General features: G+C 32.4%; 11 protein-coding genes. 6 read left to right on the top strand and 5 right to left on the bottom strand.

Features of this window, described 5'->3' with window-relative positions; all coding sequences use genetic code 11:
* Nucleotides 1-74 precede the first annotated feature (74 nt).
* The 3 genes from rimK to RH82_RS17415 are packed head-to-tail and all read left to right on the top strand — an operon-like array spanning nucleotide 75 to nucleotide 2497.
* On the top strand, nucleotides 75-950 hold the full coding sequence (gene rimK / locus RH82_RS17425) for a 30S ribosomal protein S6--L-glutamate ligase (protein ID WP_034062734.1): 876 nt from the start codon (nucleotides 75-77) through the stop codon (nucleotides 948-950).
* Entirely contained in the window at nucleotides 951-1928 is a 978-nt protein-coding gene (locus RH82_RS17420; RefSeq protein ID WP_034062732.1) for a succinylglutamate desuccinylase/aspartoacylase family protein, read from the top strand.
* Nucleotides 1929-1930: 2 nt separating this feature from the next.
* Nucleotides 1931-2497 carry a 5-formyltetrahydrofolate cyclo-ligase gene (locus RH82_RS17415; RefSeq protein ID WP_034062731.1) on the top strand — a complete coding sequence of 189 codons (567 nt, stop codon included), beginning with the start codon at nucleotides 1931-1933 and terminating at the stop codon, nucleotides 2495-2497.
* Here the strand turns inward: RH82_RS17415 and RH82_RS17410 are convergent.
* The 3 genes from RH82_RS17410 to RH82_RS17400 form a co-directional block, all read right to left on the bottom strand.
* Nucleotides 2494-3126: a lipoprotein signal peptidase gene (locus RH82_RS17410; protein ID WP_034062729.1), complete on the bottom strand. Its 633-nt coding sequence runs from the start codon at nucleotides 3124-3126 to the stop codon at nucleotides 2494-2496. The two genes, RH82_RS17415 and RH82_RS17410, sit on opposite strands and share 4 nt — an antisense overlap.
* Nucleotides 3127-3152: 26 nt before the next feature.
* The gene (locus RH82_RS17405) at nucleotides 3153-3776 is read right to left on the bottom strand and encodes a DUF4097 family beta strand repeat-containing protein (RefSeq protein WP_052158414.1); all 624 of its coding nucleotides are present in this window, start codon (nucleotides 3774-3776) and stop codon (nucleotides 3153-3155) included.
* A 107-nt stretch (nucleotides 3777-3883) separates the two neighbouring features.
* Nucleotides 3884-4939: an endonuclease/exonuclease/phosphatase family protein gene (locus RH82_RS17400; RefSeq protein WP_034062728.1), complete on the bottom strand. Its 1056-nt coding sequence runs from the start codon at nucleotides 4937-4939 to the stop codon at nucleotides 3884-3886.
* A gap of 138 nt (nucleotides 4940-5077) precedes the next feature.
* Here RH82_RS17400 and RH82_RS17395 point away from each other — a divergent pair, with 138 nt between their 5' ends.
* The 3 genes from RH82_RS17395 to RH82_RS17385 all read left to right on the top strand — a co-directional run bounded on the left by RH82_RS17395 (nucleotide 5078) and on the right by RH82_RS17385 (nucleotide 9836).
* A complete protein-coding gene (locus tag RH82_RS17395; protein ID WP_034062727.1) occupies nucleotides 5078-7966 on the top strand; it encodes a carboxypeptidase regulatory-like domain-containing protein in 2889 nt (962 codons plus the stop codon).
* A 31-nt stretch (nucleotides 7967-7997) separates the two neighbouring features.
* Nucleotides 7998-9392, top strand: coding sequence for a DUF5689 domain-containing protein (locus RH82_RS17390; RefSeq protein WP_034062726.1), 1395 nt, complete (start codon nucleotides 7998-8000; stop codon nucleotides 9390-9392).
* A gap of 66 nt (nucleotides 9393-9458) precedes the next feature.
* On the top strand, nucleotides 9459-9836 hold the full coding sequence (locus tag RH82_RS17385; protein ID WP_052158413.1) for a hypothetical protein: 378 nt from the start codon (nucleotides 9459-9461) through the stop codon (nucleotides 9834-9836).
* Nucleotides 9837-9891: 55 nt separating this feature from the next.
* Here RH82_RS17385 and RH82_RS17380 read toward each other — a convergent pair whose 3' ends face one another.
* Together RH82_RS17380 and RH82_RS17375 are read right to left on the bottom strand one after the other, a co-directional pair.
* Nucleotides 9892-10797, bottom strand: coding sequence for a histone deacetylase family protein (locus tag RH82_RS17380; protein ID WP_034062723.1), 906 nt, complete (start codon nucleotides 10795-10797; stop codon nucleotides 9892-9894).
* Nucleotides 10798-10853: 56 nt separating this feature from the next.
* The gene (locus RH82_RS17375) at nucleotides 10854-12980 is read right to left on the bottom strand and encodes a Tex family protein (protein WP_034062770.1); all 2127 of its coding nucleotides are present in this window, start codon (nucleotides 12978-12980) and stop codon (nucleotides 10854-10856) included.
* Nucleotides 12981-13034 lie beyond the last annotated feature (54 nt).

Raw genomic sequence — 13034 nt, 5'->3', positions numbered from 1 at the left:
GTATATTAAATAGTAATATTGAAAAAATACATTGGGTTAATTTATTATATTGCGTGAACACAAGATAAAATCAAATGAACATTGTAATTCTTTCAAGAAATGCACTATTATATTCTACCGACAGATTAGTTGAAGAAGGAAAAAAGTGCGGACATGTAATTGAAGTTATAGATCCTTTAATGTGCGATATTATTATTGAAAAGGAAAAGCCAACTATTTACTACCAAGATCGTTATTTAGATTATGTAGATGCAATAATTCCTAGAATTGGGGCTTCAGTTACTTTTTATGGGTGTGCGGTGGTAAGACAATTTGAAATGATGAATGTTTTTACAACAGTAACAAGTGATGCAATACTTCGTTCTCGAGATAAACTTAAAAGTTTACAACATTTAAGTAAAGCCGGAATTGGAATGCCAAAAACCGTGTTTACAAATTACTCTCGCGATGCTAGAGAAGTTATAGAATATGTTGGTGGAGCTCCCGTAATTATTAAATTGTTAGAAGGTACTCAAGGTTTAGGTGTTGTTTTAGCCGAAACTAAAAGTGCTGCGGAATCTGTTTTGGAGGCTTTTAATGGTTTACAAGCAAGAGTAATCGTTCAAGAGTTTATTAAAGAAGCTAAAGGTGCTGATTTAAGAGCACTCGTTGTAGATGGACAGGTAATTGGAGCAATGAAACGCCAAGGCCTTGAAGGTGAGTTTAGATCTAATTTACACAGAGGAGGAACAGCGAATATAATAAAGCTAAGTAGCGACGAATTAAAGTTAGCAATGCAAGCGTCTAAAGCTCTTAAGTTACCTGTCTGTGGCGTAGATATGTTGCAATCTGCGCGTGGACCACTTCTCTTAGAAGTTAATTCTACTCCAGGATTAGAAGGTATAGAAAATGCAACAGGAAGAAATATAGCAAAAAGTATTATTGCGTTTATTGAAAAAAGTATTAAATAAATGACGAGTAAAAAAGACGATATTTTAGTGATTTTAGGAGAAGAAATTGGGCTAGGAGAAAGCAAAGAAGTAGCTTTTAATCTTGCAAAATTACATACTAGAACTCCAGTGTCTGTTCCTATTATAATAGAACGTTCTAAAAAACCAGGACCTGTTATTTTATTTACAGCAGGTATTCACGGAGACGAAATTAATGGTGTAGAAATAGTAAGACAATTAATTGCTAAAGGCATAAATAAACCTAGAACTGGAACTACAATTTGTATTCCTGTTCTTAATATTTTTGGTTTTATAAATATGGAACGTGAGTTTCCCGATGGTCGCGATTTAAATCGAGTATTTCCAGGTAGTAAAGCAGGTTCATTAGCAAGTAGAGTTGCTTATTCTTTAGTTTCTGAAGTTGTTCCTCATGTAGATTTTATTATGGATTTTCATACAGGAGGAGCTTTAAGGTTTAATGCACCACAAATAAGAATTGCTGAAGGCAGTGAAGACATTGATATTGCAGCTGAAATTTTTGGAGCACCTTTTGTTTTGTATTCTAAAAATGTAAAAAAATCTTTTAGAAATACATGTAACCGCATGAAAATACCAATTTTACTTTTTGAAGGTGGGAAATCGTTTCATATCGATAATACAGTCACAAACACAGGTGTAAATGGTGCTAAACGTATTTTAAACCATTATGGAATGCTACAAAGAAAGTTTAAAGTTTCAGAGCCTAAAAAACCTGTTATATTTATAAATGAAAGTCGTTGGATCCGCGCTAAATATTCTGGTATGTTTAAGGCTTCAATAGAGATTGGCTCTAAAGTGGCTAAAGGTCAAGCTATAGGTAATATTACAGATCCATATGGTAAATTTAATCACTTTGTAAAGGCGTCTAATTCTGGTTATATTATTAATGTAAATGAATCTCCAATCGTTTATCAAGGCGATGCGCTCTTTCATATTTCTACACTATTAGCAGAGGATTAATTATGACTTCTAAAACAGAACTAAGAAAAAAGTATAAGAATCTTCGAAGTGAATTAACGGAAGAGGCTATTGATAATTTAAGCCTTGAAATAGCAAATAAGTTACTTCGTTTAGAGATTTGGAATTATGAATTTTATCATGTTTTTCTTTCTATTGATAGTTTAAAAGAAATAAATACCGATTTTATTCTAAGTATATTATCTGGAAAAGATAAAAACATAATTATTTCTAAGAGTGATTTTGAAACGCGAACGCTCCAAAATTTTTTGCTAACAGATGCTACCAAAATTCAATTAAATAAATATAACATTCCAGAACCTGATAATGGTATTGAAATTAGTAACTCTAATATAGACGTTGTATTTGTGCCGCTTTTTGCCTTCGATGAAAAGGGGAATCGTATTGGTTATGGCAAAGGGTTTTACGATAATTTCCTAGCAGATTGTAAACCTGAAACTATAAAAATAGGTTTATCATTTTTTGAGGTTGAGGAAGATGTGTTTCCTGTTTTAAGCACAGATATTGGTTTAAATTATTGTGTTACTCCGCAAAAAATCTATACTTTTTAAATGTTTTCTTCCTTTAAAGGAAAGGCTTTTTTATTAAAGAAGAGTAAAATACTAAAACCTGTAGCAATTGCAACATCTGCAATATTAAAAACGGGTTCAAAAAATATAAAATTTCTACCACCAATAACCGGCACCCATTCTGGTAAATTACCTTGCCACATTGGGAAATATAGCATATCGACGACGTTGCCAAACAAGACCTTATCATAACCTCCATCTTTATGCATAAATGAAGCAACTTGACCAAAGCTATCGTTAAACGAAAAACCATAAAAAACCGAGTCTATAATATTACCCAAGGCTCCTGCGAAAATAAAAACCAATGCTAAAAGAAGTGTTTTAGATTGGTGCTTTTTTATAGAGCTCACTAACCAATAGCCAATACCAAAAATAGCAAATATTCTAAAAGTTGTTAAGCATAACTTCGCAGTTCTATCACTTATAAAAGGAATGATGTCGCTTAATTTAGTTCCCCAAGCCATACCATCGTTTTCTACAAAATAAATTTTAAACCAACTAAAAACCTCTAGAGATTGATGTAGTTGAAAATGTGTTTTTATGTAAAGTTTACTAACCTGATCGATTAGTAGAATAATAATAATTAAAATTGAGGCTTTCTTTAAAGACATTGCAAAATTTTGAAGCTAAAATAATACTAATTTTTAGTTTTAAAGATGTTTATATTTCCGTTAATGGAGTGTATTAGTATTTCATTTTTAGCTTTGGTTATTTCTTCTGTATTTAATTTCCCGGTTTTAGTGGTAGCATTAATAGTTGCATAATTAGTCTCTAAATGGATGTTACCATTAATGGTGTTTATTATCGCATTTCCATCGAAATGATCAAGGTTAGCATTCCCTTGATTTAATTCGAGTATTAGTTGTTTGTATTTCCCAGTGACATCGGCAGAAGCTATCTCGCTTTTGAAATAAACATATAAATGCTCTGGTATTTCAAGAGATACTTCAATAGATAGTACTTTATGCGCACTTAATTTATCGTTAGCCTTTTTAAAAAAAGGTTGGTATGCACTGGTGATTAATAAAGAATCATTTTTTATTTCAGTAATTATAGTTGTGTTCTCTGCATTTTCCCCTTCAATTTTAGAAATTAATATAATAGAACTGGTCGTTGTAGTTCTAACATTAATTTTGAAAATAGCATCTCCTTCAATAACAATAGATTTTAGAGTGTTATTATATATTATTTTTTCTTCAATCTTTTGAGAGTAAAGTAAAAGTGTGGAAATGGAAAACAGTGTAAATAGAATAGTTTTCATAAAAAACAATGTAATGATTTCATCTTGAAACAAAAAGTCAAAATTAATTCAATAAAAAAACGCCAGCTACAATGAGTTGGCGTTTTAAATTTAATAAACAAATATCTTTATTTAATCTCTTTTATTAAATACATGTAAACAGGAAAGTGATCACTGTATCCACCTGTAAAACCTCCATCTGCAAAGCTTCTAAAAGGATAACCTGCATAACGCCCTTTTTTATTAACTAAATAATTTTTGTTAAATATACCCGCTTTATAGTAAGACCATTTAGTGTAATCTTTATCAAGAAAAGGCTTAGTAACCATAATCTGGTCAAAAAGACTCCATGAATCTCTATAACCACCTGTTCCTAATCCTTGTTTTTTAAACATATTAATAAAAGGATTGTAAATGCCTTTAATTTTTACATTTTTCTTTTTACGTTGTGCTTTTAAAACATCTTTTACACTAGCGTTTGTTGGGTTGTCGTTTAAATCTCCCATTGTAATAATCTTGGCATACGGATCTATAGCTTGTAAAGAATCTATCATGTGCTTGTTAAGTTTGGCAGCAGCAACACGTTTAGCACGACTTCTAGCTTCTCCACCACGTCTAGATGGCCAGTGGTTTACTATAATATGTACTAATTCACCTTCTAATTCTCCGGAAACTAGTAATTGGTCTCTTGTATAAATTCGTTTTCTTGAAGTGTCGTCAAAAATTTTTAGTGTATGAGAGCTCTTAGTTATTGGCTGAAACAAACTTTTTTGGTACATTAAACCAACATCAATACCACGTCTGTCTGGAGACTCGAAATGTACAATACCATAATCTTTTCCCAAAAGTAATGGATCATTAGCGACATCTTCTAATACTTTTACGTTTTCAATTTCACAAACACCCAATAACGCTGGTGTGTTTCCTGTAGTGTCACTACCAATATCTGCAATAACACGAGCCATATTGTGCACTTTCTTTTTGTAAATTTCTTCACGATTTGCTTTAATTTCCATCATTGGACTAGCTTCATCGTTTTTTTCTATGTCGTTTACAGTATCAAACAAGTTTTCAAGATTATAAAAAGCCACAGTATGGATTTTATATTTATGTTCTTCTTGAGCATTAACTCTTAAAACAGCAGTGATAAGTACAACTGAGAGTAATAGTTTAAAATTTTTCATTAGATATAATATTATTTTTATGTTACTCATACATTCAAAATTCCTGCCAAAGGTAAATGTTTCTAATAAAAAATGTAACTTTGCTCGCCTTTAAATGACTATTTTATTTAAAGCATTAACGATTATTAACTATTATTTATGAAAAAAAGTTTTTTTATTTTTTTATTCGGATTTTTTTCGATCTGTACAATTTACGCTCAAGAGACGGTTGTAAAAGGTAGTGTAAAAGATGCTGTTACAGACGATCCTCTTCCTAATGTAACCGTTACTCTTGAAGCGTCAGGTTTAGAAACTAAAACCGATGCTTTTGGTCAATTTATCTTCAATAAAGGGATCCCTTTAGGAGAACAATTTCTGAAAATCGAGCAAACAGATTACACAACAAAACGTTATCCTATTATTGTAAACGAAGGAAAAACTGTGGATATACAGGATATGACCTTAAGTTACAATGCAAGTGATAAAAAGGATTTGTTTATTATTGCTATCTCCGATGATCAGTTAAATAGTGATGATGATGGATTAACAAGTAATATCTCCGGATTATTACAATCTTCTAGAGATGTGTTTTTAAGAGCAGCAGCTTTCGATTTTAGTGCTACGTTTTTTAGACCAAGAGGTCTAGATAACTCAAGCGGTAAAGTTTTAATTAATGGTCTTGAAATGAATAAACAAGCAACCGGAAGACCACAATGGGGAAACTGGGGAGGCATTAACGATTTACAACGTAACCAAGAGTTCTCAATGGGAATGGCGCCAAACGATAATAGTTTTGGTGATATAGCAGGAACTAATAATATAGTTATGAGAGCCTCTAAATATCGTGAAGGTGGACGTATGTCTTTTGCTTCAGCTAACAGAAGTTACGAAGGACGTGTAATGGCCAGTTACAATTCTGGTTTAATGAAAGATGGTTGGGCCTATAGTTTATTAGCGTCTAGACGTTATGGAAATGGTGGTTATTTTGAAGGTACATTATACGATGCTAATTCATTTGTTATCGCAGTAGAAAAACAAATTAACGATAAGCATAGTATAAGTTTTACATCAATCTATGCTCAAAACAGAAGAGGTAGAGGAGCAGCTTTAACTCAGGAAGTTACCGACCTAAAAGGAAGACAATATAATCCTTTTTGGGGCGATTTAAATGGTGAAGTAAGAAACTCTAGAATTAGAAAAATAGAAGAACCAATAATAATGTTAAATCATTACTGGACTATTTCAGATAAAACGTCGATAAACACAAATATTGGCTACCAATTTGGAACATCTGGAAATACAAGAGTAGATAATGGAGGAACACGTTTAGTTTCGTTTCAAGGTCAAGACAGTTATATTGGTGGTGCTCGTAATACAGATCCAACGTATTACCAAAACTTGCCTAGTTACAACTTGAATGTAGATGGAGGACCAACAGCTTACGATTATGAGTTGGCCTATGAAGCTCAGCAATCTTTTGTAAATGACGGACAGTTTAACTGGAATGATTTATATACAGCTAATGTTAATTCAAGTAATCAAGGATTTAATGCGATCTATGCAATACAAGAAGATAGAATAGATGACAATCAATTAATGGCTAACATTATTTTTGATACAGAATTAAATGATAATATTCGTTTAAATGCTGCTGTTAACTATAGAAAATTAAATAGTGAAAACTTTGCTGAAGTTTCAGACTTATTAGGCGCAAACACCTATTTAGATGTTGATTTCTTTTCTGATGAAGGACAAATTGTTGATGGTGTATTAACTACAGCACAATCAGATCTAAGAAACCCTAATAGACTAGTAGGAGAAGGAGATCGTTATAAATATAATTACGAGGTTGATGTAAATGTAGTTAGTGGGTTTGCTCAAGCTGTTTTTAAATATAGTAAAGTAGATTTTTATTTAGCTGGAAACATATCAAAAACAGATTACCAACGTAATGGTTTATATGAAAACGGATATTTTGCAGGCAACTCTTTTGGTAAAGGTGAAAAAGTTGAATTTAGTAATTATGGAGTTAAAGCAGGAGCTACTTATAAAATTTCTGGAAAGCACTTATTAGATTTTAATGGATCTTACATGACTAAAGCACCAATTACTAGAAATGTTTTTGCCAACGCGAGACAGTCTAATATGCTTCTTGAAAACGTAGATAGCGAAAAAATATCAAGTGTAGACGCAAGTTATATTTTCCGTTCTCCAATGGTAAAAGCGAGATTAACTGGTTTTTACTCACAGTTTGAAGACGGAACACAAACTGGTTTTTTCTTCAGTGAAGGTGCAGGAAGCAACTTAGTTCAAGAAGCTGTTACAGGGATTAATACACAACGTGTGGGAGGAGAATTAGGTATAGAAGCTCAAGTAACACCAACAATAAAACTAAAAGCGGTTGCTTCAGTAGGCCAATTTACTTATACTAATAACCCAGACTTAACTTTTTATAGTCAAGAGTTTGGTGCAGGTCGTGCTGTTTTTGGAGATGGTAAAACTAATCTTGAAAACTTAAACGTTGCTAGTGGACCAGAACGTGCATTTCAGTTAGGATTTGAGTATCGCGATCCAGATTACTGGAACATTGGTATCACTGCAAATAGGTTTTCTAATGCTTATGTTAACCCAAGTGCAATGAAACGCAGTGCAGCCTTCGTTGCAGACCCAGAACTATATACAGACACACAGTTTCAAGATGGTACTGCAGGTGGGAATGTTTACACACTTACTGGAGGAGAAATTAATGATATAGATCCAACAATTGCAAAAAGACTATTACAACAAGAGCAATTTGATGATTATATGTTATTCAACGTCGTTGGTGGTAAGTCTTGGAAATTAGGCGATTATTTTGTTGGTTTCTTTGCAACTATTAATAACGTATTTAATCAAGAATATAAAACAGGTGGTTTTGAGCAGTCAAGACGTGTGGATTACAGAAGCCAATTGCAGGAACAAACTAATGAAAATGGACCAGTATTTGGTAACCGTTACTTTCTAGGTAATGGAACCACTTATTATATGAATGTGTACGTAAGATTTTAAATATATTTCAAAAAAAATAAATTCAATAAAAATGAAAAAATTCAATTTAAACAAAATAGCAGTGCTTTTAATCGCTTTAGTTGTAATAACGGGCTGTGTTAAAGACGACGAATTTGAAGTTCCTACAGGAATTTCAGGAATTACAGAATATCCAGTAAGTGGAGCGGAATTTAATCCAATTAGTTCTGTATTAGGAAACTTTACAAGTGGTAGTGGAGATGCAGTAACTTATGAAGAGTCAGGAGTTGGAGTGTCTGATAAATACACAGAAGGATATGTAGTGTCTAGTGATGAAGGTGGGAATTTTTTCAAGCAAATAGTGATCCAAGATAGAGCAGAAAATCCAACAGGAGCGATAGTTATTCAAGTGGATAAAAATCCAATGTTTACTCAATATGAGTTTGGACGTAAAGTTTTTATTAAATTAAATGGATTGAGCGTTGGTTTAAACAATGGTGTAATCCAATTAGGACGTTTAGAAGGTAATGAAATAAATAGAATACCAAATACTCAAGTTTCTGAGTATATATTTAGAGCTGCAGAGGTTGGAACTATTATCGCTAAAGAAGTTAGTGTTTCTGATTTTAGTGATGCATTAGAAAGTCAGTATATTAAATTAGTAGATATGCAATTTAATAGAAGCCTAATGGGACAGTCTTTTGCATCTGAAACTAATGATAGTTTTGATGGAGAACGTTTATTAGAAAATTGTGCAACAGGAGGTTCTGTTATATTAAGTACTAGTACTTTTTCAGATTTTAAAGGTTTACAATTACCAATTAACAGAGGGTCTATTGAGGGTATATTAACAAGAGATTTCTTTGACGATTTTTATACCATTTATATTAATACTCCAGAAGGTATTAACTTTGACAATCCAGACCGTTGCGATCCAGATTTTTTAGAGTGTACAGGTCCTTCAGGTGGAGGTACTGTAATCTTTGAAGAAGATTTTGAAGGCTTTAGTGATTATGCAACTGAAGGTTGGGATAATATTAATATAGACGGAACTAGCACAGATTGGTTTATTAGTGGTTTCGGTGGTAATAATTATTCTCGTATCTCTGCCTTTAGTTCAAATAATACTGATGCAAATGTATGGTTAGTAACACCAGCACTTGATATGGATACTACAACAGGAGAAGAAATATCTTTTGATGTTCAAGCGAGTTATGATAATGGTACAAATTTATCAGTTTATGTTTCTACAGATTATGCAGGTGACCCAACAACTGCAACCTGGTCGTTATTAGATGCAACAATTCCAACAGGTCCATCTGGGACTTTTGGAAATTTTGAAACTGTAGGACCAATAAATGTATCTTGTGTTGAAGGTACTGCTGTTTTTGGTTTCTTTTATGAAGGTTCAGATCCTAGTGCATCTACTAGATATCACTTAGATAATTTAGAAGTTACAGGTAACTAATATCTTTTTCAATACTATATTAAAAACCTGATAGTTTATGCTATCAGGTTTTTTTAATTTTAAGACATGACAATTTTTGACCAATTATTTTATTTTATTTTCTCTCGATATAAAGAGCGCTACAAACAAAAGGCAAATACCATTGCATTGTTTTACACCTCCTTGTTTCAAATAGCACTAGCGTTTCTATTGGGTTGTTTTTTTGCAGCTTTTTTTAGTCAGTTGCATGTCGATGCCATATCAAGCAACAAAGCTTGGACACTATTTGTTATGTTAGCCTTAGCTATTCATTTTAAAAATTGGATTGGTTATAATGGAAAAACTAGAAAAGTGATGAATGCTAAGTTTAATAGAAAGAAAGCACCAAAGTTTAATCTTGTTTTACTCTTTGCACTTCCATTTATTTGTATTGCCATGGGATTACTATTACTGCAAGCAACTTAAATAAGCATTAAACAAAGATGTTTCAAAATAAGGATGAAAATTGTTTCTATTTTCTCTAAAAAAATAAATCTTGAGCAAGCCTGAAGGTATTGGCATGTGCATCTATTATAGTTTTTATATCAGGACTATAACCTCCACCCATGCTGCACATTATCGGAATATTATGTGATTTGCATGTTTCTAAAACAAATTGATCCCGTGCTTTGCAACCATCAAGAGATAAATTTAATTTACCCAATTTGTCTGTAGCAATTACATCTACACCACATAAATAATAGATAAAATCTGGTTTCTGTTGTGCTATTAAATAGGGAAGTGTTTTGTGCAAAATAGATAGATATTCTGTGTCACCAATATTATTTTCTAAAGCAATATCTAAATCACTACGTTCTTTTTTAAACGGATAGTTGTTTTTACCATGCATAGAAAAGGTAAAAACGGAAGCATCATCTTTAAAAATTTCGGCCGTTCCATTCCCTTGGTGTACATCTAAATCTACAATTAATATGTTCTTTGCTAATTGATTTTTTTGAAGATACCTAGAACCAATTGCTTGGTCATTTAGCATGCAAAATGCCTCACCATGATTTGTGTACGCATGATGCGTCCCACCGGCGATATTCATAGCAATTCCATGTTCCAAAGCAAATTTACTAGCTTTAATTGTGCCATCTGCAATAATGATTTCACGTTCTACTAATACTTCACTTAAAGGGAACCCAATTTTTCTTGCAGCTCTTTTGTCTAGCGTAATATTCAATAAGTCGTAAAAATACTCTGGTGTATGTACGGCAAAAATGGGCGCTTCGTTTATCATGCGCTCAGGTTCAAAAAAATTATCTTTTGTACATGTACCTTCATGAATTAATTGCTCTGGAAGCAATTCATATTTAAGCATTGGAAACCTATGTCCATCTGGTAAAGGATGACAATAAATTGGGTGGTAAGCGATTTTTAGCATAGGGTAATTATTGTCGTTTCTTAGAGGTTATAAATCTACTTTTATACTAATTTATATTATTTATGTAATTTTAATTGAATGCGTTTTCTAGCAACATCAACCTCTAATACTTTTACAATAATTTGTTGATGTAAATGTACATGTTCATTTACATCTTTTACAAAACGATCTGATAAGTTGGAAACGTGAATCAATCCACTTTCTTTAATACCAACATCTACAAAACAACCAAAAGCGGTAATGTTATTTACAATTCCTGGTAATAATTGCCCAGAATGCAAATCGGTTATAGATTTAATATTCTGATTAAAACTAAACACCTTAGCAGTTTCTCTAATATCTAATCCAGGTTTTTTTAATTCCTTAGTTATATCTTCTAATGTTAAAAGTCCTACAGTTTCTGTACAGTATTTTTTTAAATTTATTTTATAAAGAATAGCCTCGTTACCAATTAATTCTTGGAGAGTAACACCTTCATCTTTTGCTATTTCTTCGACTATTTTATAACTTTCAGGATGTACTGAAGAGTCGTCTAATGGGTTTTTAGCATCCTTAATTCTTAGGAATGCAGCACCTTGTTCGAATGCTTTTCCGCCTAAACGCGGTACTTTTTTAATGGCGTTTCTTGATGTATAAACACCATTCTCGTTTCTATAGTTAAAAATATTTTGAGCCAATTTTGGTCCAATCCCAGAAACTGAACTCAGTAAAGGAACACTTGCGGTATTAATATTTACACCAACCGCATTCACACAATTTTCTACAACAACATCTAATTGTTTCTGTAGCTTATTTTGGTCTACATCGTGTTGGTATTGTCCAACACCAATAGATTTAGCATCAATTTTAACTAATTCTGCCAATGGATCTTGCAAACGTCTTCCAATAGAAATAGAACCGCGAACCGTTACATCGTAATTTGGAAACTCATCTCTTGCAATTTTTGAAGCTGAATAAATACTAGCGCCAGCTTCACTAACGATAAATACTTGTATCTCATTTTTAAACTGAATTTTTTTAACAAATGCTTCAGTTTCTCGAGAAGCGGTTCCGTTACCAATAGCAATAGCTTCAATTTTATAGGCTTTACTTAAAGACGCTATTTTTTTTGTAGCTCCAATACTGTCGTTTTGTGGAGGATGCGGATAAATGGTTTCGTTATATTCTAAACCACCCTGTGCATCAAGACAAACCACTTTACAACCAGATCTAAAACCAGGATCAATAGCCAAAACACGCTTTTCTCCTATAGGAGATCCTAAAAGTAACTGTTTTAAGTTTTTTGCAAAAACGGAAATTGCAGCTTCATCTGCTTTTTCTTTAGCTTTACTTAAAGCTTCATTGCTTAGAGAAGGAAATAATAAACGTTTATAGGCATCGGCCATGGCAAGTTCTATTTGGTCTGCACAAGCATTCTTGCTTCTAATAATTTTCCTATCAATATTTTCTAATGCTTTTAGCGCATCAATTTCAATTTTCACTCTTATAAACCCTTCGTTTTCTGCTCTTAATATAGCGAGTAATCTATGAGACGGAATACGTTGTAAACTTTCCGACCAATCGAAATAGTCTCTAAATTTCTGAGCTTTTTCTTCTTCAATTTTTGCCTTAATAACTTTAGTAGAAATTTGTGCATGGCGCTCTAGTTGGTTTCGTAAGTTATTTCTAATGTCTGTGCGTTCGTTAATCCATTCGGCTATAATATGCCTTGCGCCTTCTAATGCAATATCTATAGTGTGTACTTCACCTGTTACATATTTAAAAGCAATCGATTCTAAATCATTTGCATTCTGACTCATTATTATTTTAGCCAATGGTTCTAAACCATTTTTTCTTGCAGATTCTGCTTTCGTTTTTCGTTTTTTCTTGAATGGTAAGTAAAGGTCTTCAAGAGTTATTAAATCCATACAACCTTCAATTTTTTGTTTTAACTCTGCGGTTAAAACAGCTTGCTCTTCTAAAGCTTTAATAATTGCCTTTTTTCGTTTTTCTAAAGAGTCAAACTGCTCTTTGTATTTTACGATATCACTAATTTGAACTTCGTCTAAATTACCTGTAGCTTCTTTTCTGTAGCGAGAAATAAAAGGCACTGTGCAATCTTCGTTTAGTAATTTTATAGTGCTTTTTATTGAAGATTCTGCGAGGTTGGTTCTAGAAATTATGTAATTTAGTAGAGTAATCATGAGCATTTTAATTATACTGCTAAAATAAGATTTAACAATCATTTAAAAATTGAA

The organism is Lacinutrix jangbogonensis (assembly GCF_000797445.1).
Taxonomy (GTDB): domain Bacteria; phylum Bacteroidota; class Bacteroidia; order Flavobacteriales; family Flavobacteriaceae; genus Lacinutrix; species Lacinutrix jangbogonensis.
The sequence above is the reverse complement of the archived record's forward strand: the minus strand, read 5'-3'. Positions and strand labels throughout refer to the sequence as shown.